Here is a 23,469-nt window from a genome sequence, read left to right as displayed (position 1 = left end):
CGTCGGTGGTCGGCTCGGTGGGCTCGGACGTCACGGCCGCCGCCTCGTCCCTGGCCTCGGAGGCGTCCGGCCTGGCCACGATGCCGCGTCAGCGGTGGCGTCCGCGACTGCCTAGGCGCAGCGGAAGCTCGACGAGGTCAAGGGCGGCGTGAACGCCAAGGACGCCGTGACCCTTGGCGACCCGACCTCGGACGACGACGGACGGACCACCGTCAAGGTCACCGTGAAGAACACCACCGACGCGGCGAAATCCTTCGCGGTGCAGGTCGACTTCGCCGACAAGGACGGCAACCTGCAGGACGTGAGCGTCGTGACCGTGTCCGACGTCCCGGCCGGCAAGTCCAAGGACGTCGTCGCGCGCAGCACCCGCAAGCTGTCGGGCGACATCACCACCAAGGTCGCAGCGGCCCTGCGCTACTGAAACGATCCTGCTGGAGCCACGTCGGTTCCTCCGCTTGAACTGGACTGCGTCACGCCGAGTTCACTCGCTCTGTCGCTGACCTGATGGCTTGTAGGTTGGAAACCAAGCAGGGATATGCTGCCTCCGGCTCGGGATCTTGTATGACCGCAGCGGGTCTGCGGCCTCGTGGTCCGACGCCACTAGAGACGTTCGTGAGCGCCCTGCCGGGATTCTCCTCCGTGACGGTGGCCGCTCCAATCATGGCTTCGGAGGCCTCGTGACCACCCCGCGCCCAGAAGTTTCTCCCGGAGACTCCGCAGCGGTGCCGCCCCCGGGCTGCCCAGCGCACGGCATGAGTCCCGAAGGGGTACGTCGCCTGTACGGGGCTGAAGCGGAGGCCAACCCGAGGGGGCTGTACGAACAGCTGCGCCAGCAGTACGGAGCGGTCGCGCCCGTCATGCTCCAAGGCGACCACCCTGCCTGGCTGGTTCTCGGGCACCGGGAGAACCTCGAGGTGATGCGTACACCATCGCTGTACTCCCGCGACTCCCGCCGGTGGACGCAGTTCGAGCAGGGAAGGGTGGCGGCCGACTCCCCGCTGCACCCCATGCTGGGCTGGCAGCCGCTGTGCGTCTTCGCCGATGGCGATGAGCACGCTCGCCTGCGCGGCGCGGTCACCGACAGCCTTGGACAGTTCAACCGCCAGGGCGTGCGCCGCTACGTCACCCGCTACACCAAGCAGCTCGTCGACGGCTTCGCGGCGACCGGGCAGGCCGACCTGATCCGCGACTATGCCGAACAGCTGCCGATGCTGGTGATGACCCAGCTGCTGGGCATGCCCGAGGAGAACGGCCCGCGCCTGGTCGAGGCCACCCTCGACCTGATGAAGGGCACCGAAACCGCACTCGCCAGCAATGAGGTCGTCACCCAGACCCTGCGCAACCTGGTCAAGCGCAAGTCGGAGAGGCCAGGGCGAGACCTGGCGTCCCGACTGATCGGCCACGGGTCGAACCTGACCGAGGAAGAGGTCGTTGAGCACCTCCGGCTCATCCTTGTCGCCGCGAACGAGACCACGGTCAACCTCATCGCGAACACCCTTCGCCTGCTCCTGACCGACCGCCGCTTCCGGGCGAGCCTGTCAGGCGGCCAGATGACCCTGCCCGACGCCCTGGAGCAGGTGCTGTGGGACGCCCCGCCCCTGTCGGTCATTCCGGGTCGTTGGGCCACCGGCGACACCGTGCTGGCCGGTCACCAGATCAAGTCCGGCGACATGCTCCTGCTCGGCCTGGCCGCAGGCAACGTCGATCCCGCCATCCGACCCGATCTGTCGGACCCCGTCCACGGCAACCGAGCCCACCTCTCCTTCAGCAGCGGCCCCCACGAATGCCCCGGCCAGGACATCGGCCGCGCCATCGCGGACACCGGAATCGACACCCTGCTGACGCTCCTACCTGGCCTCGAGCTGGCCATCTCGCCCGCTGAGCTGGAAACGCAGGCTGCATGGCTGTCGGAGCGCGTGTACTCCCTGCCGGTGCGTTTCAGTACCAAGCCCTCGAGCGGCGCAGGTCATAGCGGCGCACTGGCCGGGTCGCCGAAGTCCCAGCCGCTGCCCGCCACGGCTCCTGTTCCCGTCCCGGTGGCGGAACCGGCTTCCGTATCCACTGAGCGCCTTCCTTGGTGGAGGCGGCTGCTGGTGCGGCGATAGCAGGCTGACTGTCCCGGCCGGTGCACACGGGGCAGGACTTTCGCCGGAAGAAGTCTCGTGGGGTCACTGGGGGTCGTGCCGCCTCGTTGAGAACGAATTCTCCGAGGTGCGGGGCGGCCCTTGGTGGTCTCGCGCTGTGCACTGGTGCCATTGGAACGGAAGGGGCGTGTGAGTACGATGCCAGTCAGTTGATCATTCGGGCCGTCCTCCCGGCGGACGCCCGACGTGCGGAACGCATGCAAGGGGTTGCCCCCTTCATGACGGGGTCGGCACAGAGATCGCCTCGCGAAAGGATGCTCAGTGTCAGCTGAGTTGGCTGCGATACCCCGCGCTCCGGGCGGCCTGCCGCTTCTCGGTCACGTCCTGAAGTTGCGCAGCGACCCGCTGGCCTTTGTCAGGTCCCTGCGGGAGACCGGCGAGCTGGTCCGCGTCGACATCGGCACGATGCCGATCTACGTGGCCACCAGCGCCCCCCTGATCAACGACGTCATGGTCAAGCAAGGCCGCTTCTTCGAAAAGGGCCGCCTCTTTGACCGCGTCCGCATGCTGGTCGGCAACGGGCTCGCCACGGCCGACGGACAAGTCCACCGCCGCCACCGCCGCCTGATCCAGCCGATCTTCTCCAAGAAACGCCTGGCCGGGTACGCCGAGGTGATGAGCGCCCGCGCCCGCCTGCTGGCCGACTCCTGGGAGCAGGGACAGAACATCGACGTGCACGAGGTCATGACCTCGTTCGCCATCGAGACGCTGGCCGCGACACTGTTCTCCACCGACATCGGACGTCCGGCGGTGGAGGCAGTGCGCCGGGACCTGCCGATCATCCTGAGGAACATGCTGGTCCGGGCGGCATCCCCGAAGGCCCTGGACAACCTGCCGATCTGGAAAAGCTTCAATCAGGCATCAGCGAGCATGCGCCAGGTTATCGACGAAGTGGTCGCGGCTGCCCGCGAGTCGGGGCAGACCGACCGGGCGGACCTGTTGTCGGTGCTGCTCGCCGCACGTGACGCAGACACCGGCGAGGCACTTACCGACGAAGAGGTCCGCGACGAGCTGGTGACGATCCTGTTCGCCGGCAGCGAGACCACTGCCTCCACTCTGTCCTGGGCCTTTCATCACATCGCCGAGCACCCCGAAGTCGAGAAGCAGCTGGTTGCCGAAATCGACGAGGTCGTGGGCGACCGGCCCGTCACATTCAACGACGTGTACAAACTCCCCCGCATCCAGCGGGTCCTCGACGAGGTCATCCGTCTGCACGGGGTTGTGCTGCTCATGCGCCGCACCACCGAGCCAGTCGAACTCGGCGGCTTCCACCTCCCCGCCGGCGAAGAGGTCGCCTTCAGCCTCTACGCACTGCACCGGGACCCGACTCTCTACCCCGACCCGGACGCCTTTGACCCCGACCGGTGGCTGCCGCAACGGCGGGCGAACCTTCCGCGGGAGGCCGTCGTCCCCTTCGGTGCGGGCAACCGTAAATGCATTGGGGACGCTTTCAGCTGGACGGTGGCCACCATCGCACTGGCAACGATCCTCGCCCGCTGGCAGCTGCGCGCCGTGCCGGGCCACACGCCCCGAGAAGCCTTCTCATCGATGGCTCACCCCGACCGTGTCCCCATGGTTATCAGTCCCCGAGGTGCCGCCTGACGTAGCATCAGCGGCGCCGACCATCCTCTCCGGCAAGTGCTGATGCCGACGGCGCATGTCGAGCCACCGGTCATGTTGGCCGCGCAGTGCCTGCCGGGGAAGTGACAGGTTGAGACCGACGGCTTTGCCGACCGCTAACTCGGGGACCTGAGCCAGGGGTCCGAGAGGTCGTAGTAGCTGACGTCCTGCATGAGGGACATCATTTGTTCGAATTCTTCCTTCAGCTCGGCCGGTGGTTCCTTCTGCTCACCCTCGCGAGCGGCTTTCTCCGAGGTGAAGTAGACCGCCTCGGTGAACCCACCGTCGCCGTGCAGGCCCAGGGTGCCGCCGATCAGGTCCGGCCGGAACGCGGCAAGACCTTCTTCGTCGGTCGCGTCGTACATCTCACGGAAGCGGGCGGGATCAGCTACCCGCCCCTGCATGATCTGGACGAAGCCCGCGTCGTCCGAGCCGCCCCGCAGGTACGAGACGACTTCACGACAGTTGTGGAACGTGACCTCGCCGGTGAAGAGCTTCGAGGTCTCCGACCACCAAGCGCTTTGCTCCGGCCGTTCGCTGTTGCGCTGCGCCGCTTCCGCGGACTCGAAGCGGACAACTCCCACGAATGTGCCGTCACCGGTCACGCCCCCTGTGGAGCCGAGCCAGCCGGTAGCGCCCGGGGAGATTTCCGTCTGCCAGCGGTCGAGCCGGGCCCGTAGCGCCGCGGCGTCGCTGACGTGGCCCTGGATGACCTGGATGAACATGAGTACTCCTCGTACCGATCGCCAAGCCGATGGAGCCACCGGCTCCTGTACCCGACGCTAGGACGGACCGCCCGGTCCGGCGAGCCGTGGGGTAGACACTGGGCCGACCAGCTGTGGCGTCCGCGATCTTGCATACGACACTGAGCCAGGTCACCTGAGGTCCCACCCACCATCGGCTCGTGCAAGCTCGTGCCACTCCCGCGGTGTCCTTGCGCGGATCGGCTGAACCCGGCTGAGGCTGATCGCCGCCGGAATGTTCTTCCGGTACAGACGCTCGGGGCCCGTAGCCCGACCGTGTGACATGCCAAGCCGAAATACGTCTGCGTGGCGCGCCGGTCCGTCCTGCTCATCACGCAGGGTGCTTTCGTCTGTGCGCTGGCTGGCGACTGCTCCTGTGGGCCCGTCCGGGCAGTCCGAGGACCAACCTCCCCCTCATGCATCGCCCGGCGGCGTTTTCACGTGGGCGGGCGGGCCGTTCGAAAACGCCGGAGGAGAGATCGTGGCAACTGGAGTCGACGAGAGCCGCGGAACCACATCCGCGCATCTGCTCAGAGGCCAGAAGGCGCTGGTGACCGGCGCCAACTCGGGCATCGGCCTGGCGACTGCCGTTGCCCTGGGCCGAGCCGGAGCGGACGTGGTGGTGAACTACGTCGTCGGCGCGGACGAGGCCGAGAAGGTCGTGGCGCAGATCAAGGACTTCGGGGTCCGGGCGTACGCCCACGAGGCCGACGTGTCCAATGAGGACCAGGTGGTCGCCATGGTCGCCCGGATGGTCGAGGAGTTCGGAACCATCGACATCCTGGTGGCCAACGCCGGCCTCCAGCGGGACTCGGCCCTGGCGGACATGACGCTCGCTCAATGGCAGAAGGTCATCGACGTCAACCTGACCGGACAGTTCCTCTGTGCTCGGGAGGCCGCCAAGGAGTTCATGCGGCGCGGCGTGGTGGAAGAGGTGTCCCGGTCGGCCGGGAAGATCATCTGCATGAGCTCGGTCCACCAGATCATCCCGTGGGCGGGGCACGTGAACTACGCCTCCTCCAAGGGCGGTGTGGGCATGCTGATGCAGACCCTCGCCCAAGAGCTGGCCCCCCATCGGATCAGGGTCAACGCGGTTGCACCCGGCGCGATCCGCACGCCGATCAATCGCGACGCGTGGTCGACCCCCGAGGCCGAGGCCGACCTCCTGCAGCTGATCCCGTACCGCCGTGTGGGTGACCCGGACGACATCGCCAACGCCGTCGTCGCCGTGTCCTCGGACCTGCTCGACTACGTCGTCGGCACCACGCTCTACGTCGACGGTGGGATGACGCTCTTCCCCGGCTTCGCCACCGGAGGCTGATCCCCTGTGCACGACCATGTGACGCCCCGCCGGGTGGTTGTCCTCGGCGGAGGGTTCGCCGGGTTGTTCGCCGCTCGCGCGCTGCGGCGGTCACCGGTCGCGGTGACCGTGGTCGACCGCTGTGCCCACCCCTCTTCCAACCGCTGCTCTACCAGTGCGCCTCCGGAATCCTGTCCGAGGGTCAGATCGCCCAACCGCTCCGCGCGGTTCTGCGACGCCACCACAACGTGACCTGTCTGCTCGCCGAGGCCACCGACGTGGATGTCGAAGCCCGGCTGGTCCAGGCCCGGCGGCCCGACGGCGCAGCTGTCGAGCCGCCGTACGACGATCTGATTGTCGGAGTCGGCATGCGGCAGTCCTACTTCGGGCACGACGAGTTCGCCGCGTACGCCCCCCGGCATGAAGACCCTGAACGACGCGCTGGACATCCGGCGACGGATCTACCAGGCGTTCGAGATGGCCGAATCGGCCACGGACGCCCGGGAGCGGCAGCAGTGGCTCACCTTTGCGCTCGTCGGTGGCGGGCCGACCGGTGTCGAACTAGCAGGCCAGATCAGGGAGATCGCCGGCCATACGCTCGACCGGGAGTTCCAGACGATCGACTCCGCCCAGGCCCGGGTGCTGCTCTTCGAAGGGGCCGACGAGGTGCTGGGAGCGTTCGGACCTCCGTTGGCCCGCCGCGCGGCCCGAACCCTGCACAGCCTCGGTGTGGAGCTCCACCTGGGCACGACGGTCACCGACGTCGACGCGCGCGGCTTGACGGTGAAGGGCCGTGACGGCGCAACGACGCGGTTCGAGGCACGCACCGTCCTGTGGACAGCCGGGGTCGAGGCGCCGCCCATCGCCGCCGCGCTGGCCCGGGCAACCGGCGCCACGCAGGACCGGGCCGGACGCATTGCCGTCGAACCCGACCTCACCGTCCCCGGCCATCCGGAGATCCGCGTCACGGGCGATGCGATGAGCCTGGACCGGCTGCCGGGCCTGGCCGAGGTCGCCATGCAGTCGGGCGCATACGCAGGCCGGGCCGTGCGCCACGCGGTGGAGGGCAGGACGAAGCAGCCGAAGCCCTTCAAGTACTGGGACCTCGGCAGTGCCGCCTACATCTCGCGTGGCCGGGCAGTCCTCAAGGCGGGACCGCTGCACCTGTCGGGCGCGATCGGCTGGTTCGCCCGGCTTTTCATTCACCTTGCCTTCCTGACTGGATACCGCAGCAGGCTGGGTGCGGTGCTCAGCTGGTCCGTCGCCTTCGCCACCAGCTCGCGGCGTGAGCGCGCCTTCACCTCGTCCGACGCCGGTGGCCATGCCGACGCCGACGCGCCGGTCGGCCGGGCGCCGGGGCCGCAGGCATCCCCACCGCCACCCTGACCACGGCACCCTGCCGGCACCTTCCGGCCGACGCCCCTTCGCACCCTGTCGTTCCTCACCCCCGCGCCCGCGGGGCAGACTCGAGGCACACATGCTCAGTACAGCGGCCATCCTGGCGAACACCCCGCCCCAACTCCTGTCGGCTCGTGAGCTGATGGCCTTCACCCTGGCCTCGCACATCCTGCTGGTCCCTCTGCCCACCTCACTGATGGTGGCCGAGGGCTGCCGGCGCCTCTCATACTCTGCGTTGGCTGGCGATCGTCACGGGCATCGCGGTCGTGCTGGTCGGGCCGGCTCTGGTGCTGCTCTACCGGCTCGACACACGGGGTGAGTTGGAGCCGCTGACCGACGCGGACACGCTGGCGGCCAGAGCGCCCGGCGACCAGCTGTAGTGGAGCCCGGCGGTTCCGTTGACGACGCGCTACGGCTGTCAGCGCATCCGCTCGATGAGACGGTCGCCGACTCGCAGGGCGTTGGCCATCGCGGTCAGCGACGGGTTCACTGCGCCGATGCTGGGGAAGAAGCTCGTGTCCACGACGTATAGGTTGTCGAGGTCGTGGGCCTTGCAGTCGACATCCAGGACCGAGCTGCGAGGGTCGGTGCCGAACCGGACGGTGCCGGCCTGGTGGGCGGTGGCGCCGATGGGCATGCCCTTGTGAAGGTAGATGCTGTGCGACAGCAGGTGGTGCTCGTGCATGCCCAGGTGACCGAGCATCCCCTGGAGCTTGTGCTGGAGGCGCTTGAGCCCCGCGATGTTGTTCTTCTCGTCGAGGGCCAGGTGGATGTCGCCGTTCTTGAAGAGGGTGACGCGGCTCTCGGGCAGCGGGAGGTCCTCCCCGCAGAGCCAGAAGTCGACGGCATGGTGCGCGATCATCTCGAACGGCATGTTCGGGGTCACCGCGCCGGCCCAGCGCGGTGCCTCGCCGTGGATCTGATCGGCGTCCGACTTGCCCAGCATCTGGATGCCGCCGAGCGGGAAATCCCAGTCGTCCGACCCGAGATACCAGTCGTGCAGTGCCAGTGTCTTCTGGAACTTGGTGGGGTTCGGTTCCTTCGACACCGCCATCAGCGCCAGGTTGTTGTGCCGCATGTAGTGGCGTCCCACCACATCCGAGCTGTTGGCCAGGCCGTTCGGGTGTTTGTCGTTCGCTGAACGGAGGAGCAGGGAAGCGGAGTTGACGGCGCCGCAGGCGACCACCACGATGTCGGCGCTGAATCCCTGCGTCGATGCGTCCTCGAGCTCGGCAACGACTCTGGTGACGGTGCGTCCGGTCGGGTCGGTCTCCAGGCGCCTGACATTGGCGCCCGTCACCATCGTGACGTTGTCGTGCTCCAGCGCAGGGTCGACGCAGATCACCTGGGCGTCGGACTTGGCGCCGATCAGGCACGGGAAGCCGTCCACGCGGTCGCAGCGGATGCAGACACTGTCGTGTGTTGCTCTGCCGTTCTCGTCCTGCGCGAGGTTCACGCCGATGGGCAGGTGGAAGGGGTGGAGCCCCTTCTTTTCCAGGTCGTCGCTGAGCTGCTGGATACGCGGCTCGTGCTCAACCGGGGGGTGCGGATATTCGCCGCTGGCCGGGCCTTCGGTCGGGTCCTCGCCGTGGCGCCCGTGTACGAGGTAGAGCTGCTCCGCCTGCGTGTAGTACGGTTCCAGGTCCTCATAGCGAATCGGCCAGGCCGGAGAGATGCCGTCGTGGTGGCGCAGTTCGCCGAAGTCCTCGGGCCGGAGCCGGAAGAGCGCCGCGCCGTAGAACTTGGTGTTGCCCCCGACGCAGTAGTTGACCTCCGGGGGGAACTCATTGCCGTGCTTGTCGTACCAGAACTCGCGTGCGCGGTATTTCCCCTTGACGAAGACGGCGATGGAGTCCCAGTTGTCCCGCTCGCGGGGCAGGTAGTCGCCGCGCTCCAGGATCAGGATTCGCTTGCCGGTGGGGGCCAGCCGGTGGGCGAGTGTGCCGCCGCCCGCGCCCGTACCGATGATGATGACGTCGTAGTGCTGCTCGTCGGCCACGCGGGGTCCCGTTCTAGGAGTCGTTGGCTGCCCTCGCCGTAGCGCTCGCCCGTCAGGCCAGGTGTGCGTTTCGCTTGCACCTGCATGCGCAGGGACATCAGTGCCGAATCCGAAGCTATCGGGCCGTTTTGGTGGCGGCGACCGGATGGGCTCTGAACCAGTCCCCGTTCACCCGATCGCCCGTACGGCGCTCGATGCCTGGTCGACGATGGTCTGCGGGTCGGCCGCCGCGTCGAGAGTCACTCCGGGCTCGTCGGGCCGCAGTGGTTCGAGGGTGTCGTACTGGGAGTCGGCCAGCCGGGCCGGCATGAAGTGGCCTCCGCGTCCGGCGATCCTTCGTTCGGCGGAGGCCCGGTTGAGCGCAAGGTGCACGAACAGGACGCCTGCGCCCGCCCGGCGGAACAGGTCCCGGTATTCGTACTTGAGAGCCGAGCAGGCCATCACCCCGCCCCGGCCGGAGCCCGTCGCCTCCTGGATCCAGTCGGCGAGGGACAGGAGCCACGGCCTGCGGTCCTCGTCGTCGAGCGGTCGGCCGGCGGCCATCTTGGCGCGGTTCGCCGCCGAGTGGAACTCGTCGGCCTCCACGAAAGGCACCGCTAGCCGGTCCGCGAGCAGCCGCCCCACCGTGGACTTCCCCGAACCGGACACACCCATGACAACCACCACCGGCGGCACCCGAGACGCTGCTCGCACGGCGGTCCTCCCAGCTTCGTCCGTCCGACCCGAGCCCACGCCAGACCCGTCCGGTGAGCTGCCCGACCGGCCGACAGACTCTACATTCGGATTATGGGCTCGACGCGCGGCGCGATCGGTGACGGGCCAGGGCTGCGCCCGCCGTATGTGCTGGTCACCGCTGAGCCGAGCCCGTTGTCAGTGGGCCTGGATAAGGTCCCTCTCACGTTCTGCACATCAAGATCCTCAAGGGGGAGATCTGCCATGAGCAACACCGGTAGCAAAGGGTACGAGGGATTCACGGCCGAGGAGCGGGCAGCGATGAAGGACCACGCCCAAGAGCTGAAGAAGGCATCGCGCCGCAGCTCGCGCGCGGACAAGGCGGCGGAGGCGCTGCGGGACGTGCTGGCGAAGATCGCCGAGATGCAGGACTCGGACCGGATCATGGCCGAGCGCGTCCACGCCGTGGTCACGGCCAGCGCTCCGGTCCTCGAGCCTAAGCTCTGGTACGGGATGCCCGCCTACGCATTGGACGGCAAGGTCGTCTGCTTCTTCCAGAGCGCGGAGAAGTTCAAGGCGCGCTACGCGACGCTGGGGTTCAGTGACCAGGCAAAGCTGGACGAGGGGACGATGTGGGCCACCTCTTTCGCCCTGACGGAGGTGACAGCCGAGTTGGAGGCGCGGATTGGTGCGCTCGTAAAGCAGGCAGTGAGCTGAAGCGCACGCCCGGTGAACGGGACGGGGTCACGACTGCGCGCTCAGCTGACGGCAGCGCCGAACCACAGCGGCAGCGCGCTGAGCAGCTCCTGCTGATCTTCGCCAACCCACGCCACGTGGCCGTCCGGCCGCAGCAGCACCGCGGGCACGTCCAGCTCCTCGCTGACGTCGACGACATGGTCGACCCGATCATCCCAGCCCGCCACCGAAAGCCCGCCGGTCTGGTCGAGCAGCAGCCCGCGGCCGCCGTGCATCAGCTCGTAGAGGCGCCCCCGCTTCAGTGTCACGTCCCGCATCCGCCGGCCGAGCAGTTCGTGGCCCTCGCCGAAGTCGTAGCGGACCCCGACCGCGGTGATCATCTCGGTCACGTACCGGTTCACCTCATCGAAGTCCATCAGCTTCGAGAGCAGCTCCCGCAGCGCGGTCGCACCCGCATCGGTCCCCAGCAGCGTGATCTGCGCGCGGGTGTTGTCCAGCACGCGGGCGCCCACCGGGTGCCGTTCGATGTGGTAGCTGTCCAGCAGCCCCTCCGGTGCCCAGCCGTTGACCTCGGCGGCCAGTTTCCAGCCGAGGTTGAACGCGTCCTGGACGCCGAGGTTGAGCCCCTGCCCGCCGGTCGGCGGGTGGATGTGCGCCGCGTCGCCGGCCAGCAGCACCCGGCCGACCCGGTAGCGCTCGGCCTGCCGGGTGGCGTCGCCGAACCGGGACAGCCGGCGCGGCGAGTGCACGCCGAAGTCGGTACCCGCGACCGCCCGCAGCTGCTGTTTGAACTCCTCGAGGGTCGGCGCGGCCGCCCGGTCCTCCGCCACGCGGTCGGCGGGCACGACGACGCGGTACGTCCCGTCCCCGTTGGGGATGGTGCCGAACCGCAGTTGGGTCTTGCGGACTTCCGCGACGACGGCGGCAACCGTCGCCTGACCTTCGGCCACCTCCATGTCGCCCAGCAGCGTCTCGACCTTGGCGGGCTCGCCGGGGAAACCGACGCCGAGCAGCTTGCGCACCACACTGCGGCCACCGTCGCACCCGACGAGGTAACGCGAGCGCAGGTGCGTGCCGTCCGCCAGCTCGACGGTCGCCCCGTCCTCGTCCTGGACCAGCCCGACCACTTCGCAGCCGCGCCGGATCTCGGCACCGAGTTCGAGCGCCCGCTCGTTGAGCAGCCGCTCGGTGACCGGCTGCAGAGTCGACAGGCCGTAGGGGTGAGCCGTGTCCAACTGGTTGGGCCACGGCTTGTGGATACCGCCGAAGAAGCCGCCGACCTGGAACTTCTCACTGACCGCGAGGAACCGGTCCAGCAGACCGCGCTGGTCCATCATCTCGACGCTGCGCGTGTGCAGGCCACGCCCGCGGGTCTCCGTGGTCGGTTCGGTCAATTTCTCCAGCACCGCCACGTGCACGTCGTGCAGCCGCAGTTCGCCGGCCAGCATCAAGCCGGTCGGTCCGCCGCCGACCACGATCACGTCAATCATGAACCCCCCATTCAGTGAAGTTGAACTTCGGCCGGTCGCTTCGCGCAGCCCCCGCGACCCATACGCCGACAACAGCACGCGCACCGCGTGAATCTGTTGTTTCCGCAGGTCCTGGCCTTGGCCGACAATTCTGCGGCATGCCCCGGGCCTTGCCGCAAGCCCCCCAGTGCGCTATACGTTGAGAGTGGCAAGGAGTCGGTAGTCTCCTTGCCTTTGTCGTCCTCTGTGGACGGACAAGCCCCTGGCGGACCGGTCGCCACGCCGCGAACGGCGGCGACCGCCGACGGGGCCACCGCCGCTACGCGATATTCAGAACACAGCGATCGGGTTGACCGGTGAGCCGGTGGCGTCCGGCAGCCTCAGCGGGGCGATGACGCACAGGAAAGACCACCGCCCTACCGCCTCGCAGACTGCCACAAGGTCTTCGAACTGCAGGTAGTCCAGCAGGTGGAGGCCCATGGCGTGGACGGCCAGCACATGGACGGGGAAGTCGACGCCCTCCGTGGAGCTGGGGGCAGTGTCGTTGTTCCCATCGCCGCCGAGCACCGCGACCCGCCGGTCCGCCAGAAACTCCATCGCGGAGGGATGGAGCCCTGCGCGCATGTCAGCCGCGTGCCATGCTCCGAACTCGTTGCGGCGGCGGCGGTGCCCGACCCGGACGAAGAGAAGATCGCCGTCGGACACCCGGACGCGCTGCGCATTCTCGGCCGCGGTGAGGTCGTCGAGAGTCACGTGATCGCCTGGTTCGAGCCACGGCACGCCGCGCAGCCGGGGAATGTCCAGCAGCACGCCGCGTCCGACGATCCCGTCGCGGGCCGCGTCGACTGACAGGGCCGTGGCCCCGGCCTGCGTGACGCTGCTCGCGTCCACGCCGCCGTGCAGCGTGCCGTCGTAGATCACGTGACACAGGGCGTCGAGATGGCTGTCGGCGTCGCCGTGAACGTTCATCGTGAAGCGGTCCCTGGCGAACTGGAGCCCGCTCGATTCAATCCCGCCCCGTACGGCGCCCGTCATGACGTGCCCCGACGGTTCAGGATTGTCGGGTCCCTGCTCCGTCTCGACCTGCGCCGCCATCGTCACCGTGCGGCCCGACCGCACCTCGGCTGCGGCCGCCACCACATGACGCGGCGTGATGTCGTCCAGGGCACCGCGCGAGACACCGCCGGCGCCGGTCTCCCGGCGGACGCGCGCGTAGAGTGCGGCGAAGTCGCGGGCGCTCAGCCGCGGCGATTCAGCCGCCGGGGTGGTCATGCCGCGCTTACCCTCCTTCCCGGTCGAGCGCATCGTCCAGTGTGACGGCAGCCATGATCAGCGAGAGTTGGGTGAACGCCTGGGGGAAGTTGCCCAGTTGCTCCCCGCTCGGACGCACCTCTTCGGTGAAGAGGCCGACGTGGTTGGCGTAGGTCTGCATCTTCTCGAAGGTGTACCGGGCCATGGGCAGCCGTCCTGCTCGGGCCAGAGCGTCCACGTAGAGGAAGGTGCACAGACTGAAGGTGCTCTCTGAACCGCGCAGGCCGTCCGGTGATGCCGACGGGTCGCAGAGTGGACGAGACTGTCGGAGACGAGCTTGCGGTCCATCGCGTCGAGAGTGGACAGACCAGACGGGGTCCTTGGGGGCGAGGAACTTGACCCTGGGCATGACCAGGAGGGAGGCGTCGAGGACGTCGCCGTCTTAGTGCTGGACGAAGGCACGCTCCCGCTCGCTCCAGCCGCGTTCATGACGTGCTCGAAGACCGCGTCCCTCGCGGTGCGCCACTTCTCCAGATCGGCGGGCCTGCGGAAGCGGTCCGCCGGTTGCAGCCCCTGGTCGAAGGCCGCCCAGGACATGCCCCGGCTGTAGGTGAAGTCCTTCCTGCCCCCGTCGGTTTCCCAGATGCCCTCGTCCGGCCGGTCCCACGCGTCGGCGAACCAGTCGACCACCCCCTGCGACGAGACGAGGGCAGCGGTCTGCAGGTTGCCCACCAGGCCGTGCTCGGCGATGGGAGGGTAGCGGTCCATGGCCACTCCGGGGGCTGGGAGATGCTCCTGAGATCCACCATCGCTCACCCCGGTGGTCCTCGCCATGCCGAGGCGTGGCGACCGCTCGCCCTCGTCCCCCCGGCTCGCGGGGCGGCACGCCTTACGGCGTAAGGCCTGGCTGAGGGCCATCGCCGACGGTGCCACGGCAGGGGCCGTCCGGGCGACCTCAGGGGACCAGCTGGCGGGCACTGCGGTCGTCGACGATGCGGTGCTGACCGTCCCTGCGCGGACGTGGCTGCGCACCGACGAGCGTGGCCTGCCAGTGGCCGCCGAGCCGGTCGCCGGGACGGCGTACGACCTGCGCGCACCGCACGCCGTAGGATCACGTCGGCTGGACTCCCCCTTCGACGACCTCGACCGGGACGAGGATGGGCGAGCGGTGGTCCGCCTGGCCCACCCGTCGGGTGCCTTCGGTACGGACGTGTGGCTCGGTGATGGCGCCGACTACGTGCAGCTCTGCACGGGCGACACGCTGCCGCCGGGGGAGCGGCGCCGCGCGGTCGCCGTCGAGCCGATGACATGCCCGCCGGACGCGCCCGGTCCTGGTGATCGCTTCCCCGGACTGCCGGAGCTCGGTACGGGCCTGCACGGATGGGGTCCGGAGGGTTGGACAACCTCGCGGATCCGTTACGGCAAGCCCGTACCGGGCGGGGTGCCGCCGCTCAGCGGCTCCCGTGGGGCACAGTGTGCGCTGCTCTTACCGTACGAACGACACGTCGTAGTACGTGTCTGTCGGCGCTCCAGCGGCAGTGAAGCACCGAACCTGGATGCCGGTGCTCGGCGTCCAGTAGTCGACCTTGCAGTGCTTGGAGTCGCCTCCGTAGGCCGTCACCTGCACGTTGCCGTACCCCAGAGGCATGTTGGGGGTGTGGAATCGGTAGAGGCCGACACCGTGCCGCGTGATGCGGTTGGTGCTGCCGCTGGAGTTGTACTGGTACGCCGTGGCCGGCGAGTACGCGGCTGCGATCGGCTGGTTTGCCCAGGCGTACGCCGCGGGCGTGATGCGCAGGAGGCCGGTGTTGCGGGTGTAGGTGAGCGTGAACCTGGTGTCACGCAGTGCACCAGGGAGGGTGAAGCAGCGGACGTTGACGAACTGAGCGGTCCCCGAGGGGTACCAGTTGACGACTTTGCAGCGCGCTGTCACATCCCCGTACGCGGTCACCTGCACATGCCCTGTGGCGGAGCCGATCGCCGGAAGTCGTACCGCGTACTGGCCCACACCGCTTCGGGTGATGGTGTTGGTGGCACCGGCCGAGTTGAACTGGTAGGTGGGGGAGGGTGTGTACGCGCCCGAGCTGGGCTGGTTCGCCCACACATAGCCGAAACGGCCGCCCGGATAGGCGGTGTTCACGAAACTGGCGGTGAACCTTGTGTCGGCCCGGAAGCCGCTTGGGGTGAAGCACCGTACATGGACGTCGAGCCGGTCACCGACCGGGAGCCAGTAGGCCACGTTGCAGGAGTGGGAGGTCGCTCCGTACGCCGTGACGTGCACGGTGCCGCCGAGCAGGCCCAGCTTCGGCAGCCGTACCGTGTACTGGCCGACACCGGTGCGGACGACCGTGTTCACACCACCGGTCGAATTCCTGCTGTAGAGACTGGACGGCGTGTAGGGCGTGTTGAGCGGGGCGGACGCCTGGTTCGCCCAAACGTAGGCGAAGCCCCGGTTCGCCGCCGCGTGTGCGGTGGACGGCACGAGAGCGACCATGCCGGCGCTGAGCACAAGTGTCACCAGGGCGCCCAGCGTTCGGGCGCCCCACCCCCTGAGAACCGTCAAGAATCTCATGTGCATTGTCTTTCCCTTTCTTTCCTCTGGCGCGGCACACGGCACCTGACAGTGCCGGAATGCGGGAGAGCGGAATATGGGGATGCGCTTGCGCGCCCTGGTCTCCTGCCGGATCCGAGCGGAGCGCATCGAAGGGGCCCGCGCGGTCCGAGCACAGGCGCGGACAATGACGGGCTTGAACCTTGAGTGAAGTCGGCCTTGGCCAACCAAGGCACGTCGGCACGTCGGCAGAAAGAGCCTTGCGCCGACGCCATTCCGCCTTCTGCGGAGGCCGACAGGACCTCATGACAGTGATTCCCGCGGTAACGACGGGCCAGGACGGAGTCACGTTCGGCGCCAGCGGCATCTGCATGCGTCACCCGCCGACTTGCGGCGATGAATCACACCGACATCGCTGGGCGCTGACACCCCCCGGGCGCCCACCGCCGGGATCTGAACCGGCCATTCGGGCCGGCTGCACCCCCACCTCTTTCGAGCAACAACTAGGTCGAATGCCAGGCGGATTCTGCTGATCATTCCACCTGCGCAGACAGATAGTCGCATAACCGCAGCCGCGCAGCTACTCCCTGGAAAGGGCAGAAGAATGGCGAAGTGGCGCATTGGAGCGCACGCTCCGGCTCACACCCCCTCTCCACGGGTCACGGCACAGGTGCAGCGCGGCTTCTTGCGTTCCCTGGAATTTCGAACAGTTCATCGGGTGCTACGCGAATCGGCCTGCTTTTAACGAATGCATTTCCGGGAGGCGGGCTTTGGGGGTCCTCAACCGGGACGGGACACATACGTACCTCTGCGCCGGACCGCCCGCCTTGGCATCGACGTCGCACGCGTCAGACTTGTTCGGTGCGGACGGCGCTCCACCTCGCGCAGGGTCCGGGTGCGGAAGACCGGGAGGCTCAGCCGCGACGTGCCGCCGCACCACCGAGATGAGCGTCCCGGTTGGTGACATGCGCACCGATCTGACGGTCTATCGTGGGTGGCATGTCCGCCCCTGAGCTCATCCGTATCGTCTCCCGTGACTCGCCCATGGCCCTGGCCCAAGTTGAGCGCGTGCGCACCGACCTGGCCGCGCTCCACCCCGGCATCCGCACCGAGGTCGTCCCCGTCAAGACGACCGGTGACAAGTGGATGGGCGACCTCTCTCAGGTGGAAGGCAAGGGCGCATTCACCAAGGAGGTCGACGCGGCCCTGCTCGCCGGGGAGGCGGACCTTGCGGTGCACTGCGTCAAGGACGTACCCGCCGACCGGCCCCTGCCCGCCGGCACGGTCTTCGCTGCGTTCCTCAAGCGTGACGACATCCGCGATGCCCTCATCCACCCTGGGGGGCTCACCCTCGATCAGCTCCCGGCCGGGACGAGGATCGGCACCTCCTCCGTCCGACGCGTCGCCCAACTTGCCGCTTCCCACCCCCACCTTGACTGTGTGCCGTTCCGCGGCAACGCCAACCGACGCCTGGACAAGCTCGCCGCCGGCGAAGCCGACGCCCTCCTCCTCGCCGTCTCCGGCCTGGAGCGCATCGGCCGCACCGACGTGATCAGCGAGATCCTTTCACCCGAGGTGATGTGCCCGCCGATCGGCGCAGGCATCCTGGCCCTGCAGTGCCGCGAAGACGACACCGAACTGATCGACACCGTCAGCGGCCTCGGTGACCCCGACACCCACCGCGAGACCACTGCGGAACGCATGTTCCTCCACGTCCTCCAAGGCCACTGCAACAGCCCGATCGCCGGGTACGCCAAGGCTCACCGCAACGGCGACCTCTCCCTGCGGGCCTGCGTCTTCACCCCCGACGGCAAGACCGTCCTCAACGCCCACGAATGGGCCGGACCCCTCGACCCCGCCACCCTGGGCACCTCTGTCGCCGTCACCCTGCTGCGCCAAGGCGCTCGGGAGCTGATCGACTCGATCGCGCACTGAACAACCTGCGGTGATGCCGAGGAAAGCGATGCCCCGGGGTTCGTACCGTCCGCCTGTCTTCAGACCCGCACACGGGAGCGCTTGGATGCCGTCCCGCCGCGCACGCGGTAGATGCCGGAGCATACTGCGTCAGAGTGGCTGGTCGCTGCCGGGTTGAGTAGTCGTGGTTCAAGCAGTGACGGGGACGTCTGTCTGGTCAGGCGCCGCAGGCGTCAGGCCTTGATCGTCGTCGCCCACCTGAGGTGCGGGGGCACCGTACGCTCGGTTCGCCGGGCTTGCCCATGAGGTCCGCGGAGTCTGTAGCAGGTCCTGGTCGGGGCCGACGGCGGATGCGGGTGACCGGCTCCTGCCAGGGTCCTGCAGGGGTGATGTGTTGCCCGAACCCTCGCACGCGCGCAGACATGTGATCTAAAGTCCCCACCCAACACCCCGCACACAAGGGAGCCCTCACATGACCGTGCAGGAGAACACCACCCTCAAGGCCGCGTACGCCGGCAAGGTTGCCGCCGACCTTGCGGAGAACACCGCCGAGCAGGACCGCATCCGTGCGGAGATCGGAACACTGCAAGCCCAACTCGCCGCCCTGGAGAACGATCACGCCCTGCTGGAAGGTGTGAGCGCCGCCCTGGGCGACACCACCGGAGGGGTGCCCGCACCCCGCAAGGCGGCGAAGAAGACCGCTGCAGTTGCGAAGGAGGAGGTCGCGAAGAAGCCAGTTGCGAAGAACGCTTCCGCGAAGAAGACCATGACCGCCAAGGGCGGGGCGAAGGCAGCCAATACCGGTGCGGACAAGGGGCCGGCGCTGACCGAACTGATCCATGCCCACCTCAGTGGTCAGAGCGAGCCGCGCACTGCACGCGAGATCGCGAAGGCTGTCGCCGACGCGAACCCCGGCCGGAACGTCAACGACAACCTCGTGCGCACCACCACCGAGCGTCTGGTGGCCCGAGGCCGCGTCGACCGGGTCAAGCAGGGATCGACCGTCTACTACACGGCCAGGCCTGATGCGGCACCCGCCGCGTCCGGGCCGGCCGAGGAGGCTGCCGCGGCAGCCTCCTGACCGCCCCGCGTTCAACTCACGCACCAGGAGCAGGGCCCGGAAGTGACGTCACTGCTGGGCCCTGCTGGGCGTCAGCGGCGCTGACCGCGGCGTGGAGCGCCGTGTCGCCGGCCGCGCCTGGCCTGCCCCGGGGCACGGTGTGGAGCCTCGTCTCCGCCGGTGGGCGTGGGGGAGGAGAACCCGACCGCCACCGGAGCAGGTGCGGCGGTTGCGGCGGGTGCCGGGGCGCGCTGCCCGGCCCGCTCACTGCGCTCTGGTCGCCGCTCCGGTGCCGCTGTGTCCGGCCGGGCAGTTGGTGCGGGCAGGCCGACGACGCGGCTGTGGGTCATGACTTTTGCGCAGGCGGCGCACACTTCGGCGAGGTGCCACACGCAGGCGACGGCCGGGTCGTGTCGCAGAACGAGCACGGTGCTGCCGGAGCAGTGAACGCGCATGCCCTCGTGTGCGGCGCAACTGTGTGCCCAGCACTGGCAGGTGGCCCGCTCCCGCACCCGGGCGGCTTTGGCGTGGGAGGCGGCGTGCAGGGCGGCGAAGCGGCGCAGTGCGGCGACGTCCCGGGACCGCGGTGGCATGGTGCAGGCGCCCGTGGAGCAAGAGACAGTGGCTGTCCGGTCGGCGTGGCCGGTCAGCCGCACCGTCCAGGTACGGCCCGGCGTACGCCCGGTGGGTAGTTCGGTTGGGGTAGTGCTCACATGCAGCCGTCCGTTCAAGAAATCAGTGTCGACACATCATGACTTCCCCGCCAGGTGATCGTCAGCACCTCGCCGGGGCACACGATCCGGGTCCCGCCTGGCGGGGCGCTGACCGGGAGCCTTCCACGGCGGCCCGTGCCACCCGACCCGCGCCCTCCGCCACTCCACTTCGTCGGCAGTCATCGGGGCATGGATGCTGTATAAGTCGCCGACCCGTAGCTTGGCGGGTGTGCTGTACTCGCCGTAGGTGCCGATGACAGAGACGGCCACCTGGGAGTCGGGCTGCCAGAACGTGCGGTAGTACGGTGCGTTCGCCGAGCTCTCCGGGATCTCCAGCAAAGTGATGCCGCGGCGCTGCAGTAGGCGCTGCAACTTCTCGAACCGAAGCCTTGGGGTGAACCGCCCGTACCGGGCCCGGAGCCCGTCGTTGACGAGGGTGCGTCCCCCGTACGCGAGCCTGTGCACCTGCAAGGTGAAGTGGTGGCCCGACCAGGGGAGGTCGGCGGAAGCGCGGTCCCAGGAGAACTCGGCCAGGCCGTAGTCACGGAACATGCTGTGGTCGCCGAAGCGGTTCTCGGCGAAGTCCGACCCGAGGACCTCGGTGACGCGGTCGGGAGAGTCCGTGGGGTGCACGCCGAGCACGGTGCCGGTGGTGACGACGTCTGTGTAGAAGGCCAGGGAGTACGGGGTCAACGTTCCTCGAATCGGCGTGGTCGAAGGCTATGGGGAGTGCACCACGTGGGTCCAGCTGACTGGGAACCGCCGGGGCCTGCAGCGGGGTCTCAACGGCCCCTGAGTCCGGGCTGGTCGGGCACGGTGGGAACGCCCGACGCAAGGGGACTCGAACAGCTTCAGCCGTAGCACCTCGTCGTGTTGACGCGTTCCGAGAACTCATTATGTCGGCCGGCTCCGCTCCCCGAGTGCCGGACCGCCCGGGGGGCGCAGTGTTGAGACATGGCACGACGGGCAGAATGAGCGGGCCGTGCTCCGGCGCTCAACAGGTGGTTATTCTCTGTCATTCGGGCGCTGGGTTCCCGCTACTCACCTGGTTCAAGCACAGGGGAAACGTTTATTTTCCCGGCGGATTTGAATACTTGAGTATTGCCATATCACCCGCACATTGGGCTGATCGAGTGTCAGCCAAGCGGGCGATGTTCTCTTTGAATACGACTGGGTGGATAGTGAAATAACTCCACCGGGTTCGGAGCCCTTGGTGGAAGTGGGAATGGAGGCCGCAGGTGACCATTGAAGAATGGCTCAAAACTAATGTAACCACCGACACGAGAGCACTCGGCTGGTACAGCGGCCCGGAGTGCGAGGACCGCATCGTCCGGGCCTACCGCGAGCTGCTGAGCGGCTATGAGATCGACACCTCAAAGATCCTCAAGACCACCTGCCTGGTGAACGGCGAGCACACCGGCGTGGTGCGTGTCCAGGAGAACAACTTCTTCTCGATCTGCGCCCACCACTTCCTGCCGTTCTTCGGGAAGGTCAACATCTCCTACGTCCCCGGTGACCGCATTCTCGGACTTGGGAAATTCCCTCGTCTGGTCCAGGCGTTCAGCCGGCGCTTCCAAATCCAGGAGTACCTCGTCAAGGACATCGCTGAAGAGATCATGTCCTCCGGCGGAGCAAAAGCCGTGCGAGTCACCTCCCGTAGCCGCCACCTCTGCATGTGCAGCCGTGGTCCTTCCGACCAGACCGTAATCACCGACACCTCATATGTGGCGGGCCATCAGGAGCTGATGGCCAAGTTCGGCCTGGACGACTGATCCGCACTCGCGTGGCGGGAGGTGTTCAGCATCGACCCTTCCGCCACGCGGCACCGGTCCGGTCCCGGCCCTGCACGAGCGCCGTGCGGGACCAGCAGGTCAGGCACCACAAGGAGAAACCTGTGAGTGACAGGAAGAGGGGCAGTCACCGACGCGTGTCGACGTCACCCTGGAAATACGTTGTGGCGACGTGGTTCGCCGGCGTGCTGGCGGCAGTCGGCCTGGGGGCCGTCTCACCGGCGGGAGCCGCCCTGCGTTCGTCACTGGGGTTGTCAACCGGTGAGCTCGCCTGGGCCACATCGAGCATTACGGCCGTGAGCGCCGTCCTCGGCATCCCGGCGGGATGGTGGATCCGGCGCCTCGGCGCCCACCGGGCTCTGTCCTGGGGCCTGTTCGTCATGTCGGTTGCTACCGTCGCCGGGGCGACCGCCGGATCCTGGGGCATGCTGCTGGGGTCGCGTATCGCGGAAGGTGTCGGCTACCTTCTGGTGTTCGTCGCGGGTCCGGTCGTTCTCACCCGCGTGACGCGGGGCGGTATCCGATCGGCGGCGCTCGCGTTGTGGGGTACATGCGTTCCTATGGGCCTGGCCATAACCGCGGCCGCGGGCGGAGTCCTGGCATCCCGGTGGACGTGGAACCGATGGCTGGCCCTCACGGCGCTCGGTCCGTTGATCATGGCGGGAGTGCTCACCGCCGTCCTGCCTCGGCTGCCGAGAGCGCCCGTGCAGCACCCTTATCGCGCAGTCGGCGCCTGGAAGGGGGCGCTGAGGCTCGGCGCGGCGTACGGAAGCCTGTCGCTGGTCGGCGTCGCTGTGGTGATGGTCCTCCCGCTCTTTCTCACCGAGCGCCGAGAGGTAACGCCGACAGCGGCCGGGACCTTGGTGGCACTCGTCTGTCTGGGGAGTGCGGTCGGGGGGCTTGCCGCCAGCTGGTTGCTGCGGCGCGGTTTGGCTCTCTCCTCGCTCGTCCCGCTGGGTGCACTGATGCCGGTGGCCTGCCTCCCCGCTTTCTCGGCCGAATTCCCACTCGCGGTCAGCGGTGGCGCCGCCACCCTTGTTCTCCTCGTCGACGGACTGCTGATCTCGGCAGTCTTCGCCGCCGTCCCCGCCGCGGTGAGCCGGGCTGAGGATGTCGATGTCGCCAATGGCATCCTCAACCAACTCGGCAGTGTGGGAATGCTGATGGGACCGCCGGTGTTCGGCGTGGCCATCGCTGCGGCGGGATGGGGCGCTGTCGCTGCCGCGACCTTTGTCTTCGGCGGACTTGGCACAGTTCTTCTGCTGCCGGGCGCCCGCACGTCCGGGACCGGCACTGCGCACGGCGTGGCCCGGTCGCTCGATGCACAGGACCGTGTGGACGTGGGAGAGGAATCGGAGCCCCTGCGGAAGGCGCTGGACGTCAGCAGGCCCAACCGCAACAGAATCTGACCGAGCCACGGCTGTGGGGCCCCCAATGCCATACGGCTGACAGCGGCCTTCTCCTTGAAAGGGAGCAGGATGAAAATCGACTTCCTCCCGCTGCGGGACGACACCTATGGCGAGTACTGCCTGTACTGCCACGCGGAAACCGTCGAATGGATCTTCGTGGAGGGAAGGAAGCGGTGTATCTGCGGTTCGTGCGGCCGCGAGGCCGAAAGAGCCGTCGTCGTCGATCCCCGCATCTGCTGGTGGACCGATTCAGACGGCGAGTACTGGCATGAGAGTGCAGGCGTATTCGTACGGGACCCACGGGGGAGATTTCTCTTCTTCCAGAGAACTGCCTTCCCCTACCGTCTGACGGTACCCGCAGGTCATGTCGAACGCGGAGAGGACGCCAAGCGCGCGGCAGCGCGGGAGCTCTGGGAGGAAGTAGGAATCCCCGACGCGCACGGGAACCTCAGGCTCGTTGTGGACGAGCATCTCAACGGAGACGTGTGCAGGAGGGGCTCCGACGCCCATCGTTGGCACGCCTATCTGCTGGACGTCGACGACCACCGGGCAGCCGGAGCCCAAGGGGAACTGACCGTGAACGAGGAGGGCGAGGCGCCCCTCTGGCTCACTCTTGACCAAGCCCTGTCCTCCCAGCCGACGTTCGCCGTGGAACACATCATCGATCGGTATTCCAGCAGACTTCTGCACTCTGTCGGGCACACTCCCGGGGAGGGAACTGCGAAGCGAACGGAATGACG

General features: G+C 68.1%; 22 protein-coding genes and 1 pseudogene. 12 read left to right on the top strand and 11 right to left on the bottom strand.

The genetic code is table 11. From position 1 onward, the window contains the following. Positions 1–148: 148 nt before the first annotated feature. The 3 genes from FBY35_RS37780 (at position 149) to FBY35_RS19940 (ending at position 3,746) form a co-directional block, all read left to right on the top strand. The gene (locus FBY35_RS37780) at positions 149–421 is read left to right on the top strand and encodes an FxLYD domain-containing protein (protein ID WP_313904689.1); all 273 of its coding nucleotides are present in this window, start codon (positions 149–151) and stop codon (positions 419–421) included. Between the two features lie 256 nt (positions 422–677). Next, positions 678–2,105 carry a cytochrome P450 gene (locus tag FBY35_RS19945; protein ID WP_142215371.1) on the top strand — a complete coding sequence of 476 codons (1,428 nt, stop codon included), beginning with the start codon at positions 678–680 and terminating at the stop codon, positions 2,103–2,105. A gap of 300 nt (positions 2,106–2,405) precedes the next feature. Beyond that, positions 2,406–3,746: a cytochrome P450 gene (locus tag FBY35_RS19940; RefSeq protein WP_260848751.1), complete on the top strand. Its 1,341-nt coding sequence runs from the start codon at positions 2,406–2,408 to the stop codon at positions 3,744–3,746. Positions 3,747–3,880: 134 nt separating this feature from the next. Here the strand turns inward: FBY35_RS19940 and FBY35_RS19935 are convergent, their stop codons facing one another. Beyond that, a complete protein-coding gene (locus FBY35_RS19935; protein WP_142215370.1) occupies positions 3,881–4,489 on the bottom strand; it encodes a hypothetical protein in 609 nt (202 codons plus the stop codon). Between the two features lie 499 nt (positions 4,490–4,988). Here FBY35_RS19935 and FBY35_RS19930 point away from each other — a divergent pair, with 499 nt between their 5' ends. The 3 genes from FBY35_RS19930 to FBY35_RS19925 all read left to right on the top strand — a co-directional run bounded on the left by FBY35_RS19930 (position 4,989) and on the right by FBY35_RS19925 (position 7,193). Beyond that, positions 4,989–5,828 (top strand): SDR family oxidoreductase, encoded by an 840-nt coding sequence (locus tag FBY35_RS19930; RefSeq protein WP_260848750.1) that lies wholly within the window; start codon positions 4,989–4,991, stop codon positions 5,826–5,828. A gap of 6 nt (positions 5,829–5,834) precedes the next feature. Further along, entirely contained in the window at positions 5,835–6,059 is a 225-nt protein-coding gene (locus FBY35_RS37320; RefSeq protein WP_313904688.1) for an FAD-dependent oxidoreductase, read from the top strand. A 168-nt stretch (positions 6,060–6,227) separates the two neighbouring features. Next, positions 6,228–7,193, top strand: coding sequence for an NAD(P)/FAD-dependent oxidoreductase (locus FBY35_RS19925; RefSeq protein ID WP_260848749.1), 966 nt, complete (start codon positions 6,228–6,230; stop codon positions 7,191–7,193). A gap of 430 nt (positions 7,194–7,623) precedes the next feature. Here the strand turns inward: FBY35_RS19925 and FBY35_RS19915 are convergent, their stop codons facing one another. Together FBY35_RS19915 and FBY35_RS19910 are read right to left on the bottom strand one after the other, a co-directional pair. After that, entirely contained in the window at positions 7,624–9,204 is a 1,581-nt protein-coding gene (locus tag FBY35_RS19915) for a GMC oxidoreductase (protein ID WP_142215369.1), read from the bottom strand. Positions 9,205–9,372: 168 nt separating this feature from the next. Continuing rightward, the gene (locus tag FBY35_RS19910) at positions 9,373–9,858 is read right to left on the bottom strand and encodes a gluconokinase (RefSeq protein WP_142218066.1); all 486 of its coding nucleotides are present in this window, start codon (positions 9,856–9,858) and stop codon (positions 9,373–9,375) included. A gap of 282 nt (positions 9,859–10,140) precedes the next feature. On the opposite strand from FBY35_RS19910, the gene FBY35_RS19905 reads away from it, so the two are divergent. Next, the gene (locus FBY35_RS19905) at positions 10,141–10,593 is read left to right on the top strand and encodes an iron chaperone (RefSeq protein ID WP_142215368.1); all 453 of its coding nucleotides are present in this window, start codon (positions 10,141–10,143) and stop codon (positions 10,591–10,593) included. A 41-nt stretch (positions 10,594–10,634) separates the two neighbouring features. On the opposite strand, the gene rox is transcribed toward FBY35_RS19905, so the two are convergent. The 6 genes and pseudogenes from rox to FBY35_RS19880 all read right to left on the bottom strand — a co-directional run bounded on the left by rox (position 10,635) and on the right by FBY35_RS19880 (position 15,864). Further along, complete coding sequence (gene rox / locus FBY35_RS19900) at positions 10,635–12,062, bottom strand: rifampin monooxygenase (RefSeq protein WP_142215367.1); 1,428 nt, start codon at positions 12,060–12,062, stop codon at positions 10,635–10,637. A 309-nt stretch (positions 12,063–12,371) separates the two neighbouring features. After that, positions 12,372–13,313, bottom strand: a complete 942-nt coding sequence (locus FBY35_RS19895; RefSeq protein WP_186357019.1) for a cyclase family protein — start codon at positions 13,311–13,313, stop codon at positions 12,372–12,374. Positions 13,314–13,320: 7 nt separating this feature from the next. Beyond that, a pseudogene (locus FBY35_RS19890) lies at positions 13,321–13,979 on the bottom strand (glycoside hydrolase family 15 protein); the annotation flags it as partial. Positions 13,980–14,247: 268 nt separating this feature from the next. After that, positions 14,248–14,394 carry a hypothetical protein gene (locus tag FBY35_RS36155; RefSeq protein ID WP_160159301.1) on the bottom strand — a complete coding sequence of 49 codons (147 nt, stop codon included), beginning with the start codon at positions 14,392–14,394 and terminating at the stop codon, positions 14,248–14,250. Positions 14,395–14,403: 9 nt separating this feature from the next. Then, the gene (locus tag FBY35_RS19885) at positions 14,404–14,670 is read right to left on the bottom strand and encodes a hypothetical protein (RefSeq protein WP_142215366.1); all 267 of its coding nucleotides are present in this window, start codon (positions 14,668–14,670) and stop codon (positions 14,404–14,406) included. Positions 14,671–14,778: 108 nt separating this feature from the next. Further along, positions 14,779–15,864, bottom strand: a complete 1,086-nt coding sequence (locus tag FBY35_RS19880; RefSeq protein WP_142215365.1) for a hypothetical protein — start codon at positions 15,862–15,864, stop codon at positions 14,779–14,781. Between the two features lie 978 nt (positions 15,865–16,842). Here FBY35_RS19880 and hemC point away from each other — a divergent pair. Both hemC and FBY35_RS19870 read left to right on the top strand, forming a co-directional pair. Continuing rightward, positions 16,843–17,778, top strand: coding sequence for a hydroxymethylbilane synthase (gene hemC / locus FBY35_RS19875; protein WP_142215364.1), 936 nt, complete (start codon positions 16,843–16,845; stop codon positions 17,776–17,778). A 451-nt stretch (positions 17,779–18,229) separates the two neighbouring features. Next, positions 18,230–18,838 carry a BlaI/MecI/CopY family transcriptional regulator gene (locus FBY35_RS19870; protein WP_142215363.1) on the top strand — a complete coding sequence of 203 codons (609 nt, stop codon included), beginning with the start codon at positions 18,230–18,232 and terminating at the stop codon, positions 18,836–18,838. 71 nt (positions 18,839–18,909) lie between these two features. Here the strand turns inward: FBY35_RS19870 and FBY35_RS19865 are convergent, their stop codons facing one another. Both FBY35_RS19865 and FBY35_RS19860 read right to left on the bottom strand, forming a co-directional pair. Further along, positions 18,910–19,530: a hypothetical protein gene (locus FBY35_RS19865; RefSeq protein WP_260848748.1), complete on the bottom strand. Its 621-nt coding sequence runs from the start codon at positions 19,528–19,530 to the stop codon at positions 18,910–18,912. A 36-nt stretch (positions 19,531–19,566) separates the two neighbouring features. Then, a complete protein-coding gene (locus FBY35_RS19860; RefSeq protein ID WP_313904687.1) occupies positions 19,567–20,223 on the bottom strand; it encodes a hypothetical protein in 657 nt (218 codons plus the stop codon). Positions 20,224–20,768: 545 nt separating this feature from the next. Here FBY35_RS19860 and folE point away from each other — a divergent pair. From folE to FBY35_RS19845, 3 genes are all read left to right on the top strand, one after another. After that, positions 20,769–21,302, top strand: coding sequence for a GTP cyclohydrolase I (gene folE, locus FBY35_RS19855; protein WP_142215362.1), 534 nt, complete (start codon positions 20,769–20,771; stop codon positions 21,300–21,302). Between the two features lie 122 nt (positions 21,303–21,424). Further along, a complete protein-coding gene (locus tag FBY35_RS19850; protein WP_260848747.1) occupies positions 21,425–22,729 on the top strand; it encodes a CynX/NimT family MFS transporter in 1,305 nt (434 codons plus the stop codon). Positions 22,730–22,798: 69 nt separating this feature from the next. Beyond that, positions 22,799–23,467, top strand: a complete 669-nt coding sequence (locus FBY35_RS19845) for an NUDIX hydrolase (protein ID WP_142215361.1) — start codon at positions 22,799–22,801, stop codon at positions 23,465–23,467. Positions 23,468–23,469: the final 2 nt, after the last annotated feature.

Source organism: Streptomyces sp. SLBN-118 (assembly GCF_006715635.1).
Taxonomy (GTDB): Bacteria; Actinomycetota; Actinomycetes; order Streptomycetales; family Streptomycetaceae; genus Streptomyces.
This window is presented reverse-complemented; position numbering and strand designations above follow the sequence as displayed.

Coding starts and splice junctions, on each gene's coding strand:
- FBY35_RS19935 (WP_142215370.1), bottom strand. CDS start 4,489: ATGTTCATCCAGGTCATCCAGGGCCACGTCAGCGACGCCGCGGCGCTA.
- FBY35_RS19925 (WP_260848749.1), top strand. CDS start 6,228: ATGAAGACCCTGAACGACGCGCTGGACATCCGGCGACGGATCTACCAG.
- FBY35_RS19910 (WP_142218066.1), bottom strand. CDS start 9,858: ATGGGTGTGTCCGGTTCGGGGAAGTCCACGGTGGGGCGGCTGCTCGCG.
- FBY35_RS19905 (WP_142215368.1), top strand. CDS start 10,141: ATGAGCAACACCGGTAGCAAAGGGTACGAGGGATTCACGGCCGAGGAG.
- rox (WP_142215367.1), bottom strand. CDS start 12,062: ATGATTGACGTGATCGTGGTCGGCGGCGGACCGACCGGCTTGATGCTG.
- FBY35_RS19895 (WP_186357019.1), bottom strand. CDS start 13,313: ATGACCACCCCGGCGGCTGAATCGCCGCGGCTGAGCGCCCGCGACTTC.
- FBY35_RS19880 (WP_142215365.1), bottom strand. CDS start 15,864: ATGAGATTCTTGACGGTTCTCAGGGGGTGGGGCGCCCGAACGCTGGGC.
- hemC (WP_142215364.1), top strand. CDS start 16,843: ATGTCCGCCCCTGAGCTCATCCGTATCGTCTCCCGTGACTCGCCCATG.
- FBY35_RS19870 (WP_142215363.1), top strand. CDS start 18,230: ATGACCGTGCAGGAGAACACCACCCTCAAGGCCGCGTACGCCGGCAAG.
- FBY35_RS19845 (WP_142215361.1), top strand. CDS start 22,799: ATGAAAATCGACTTCCTCCCGCTGCGGGACGACACCTATGGCGAGTAC.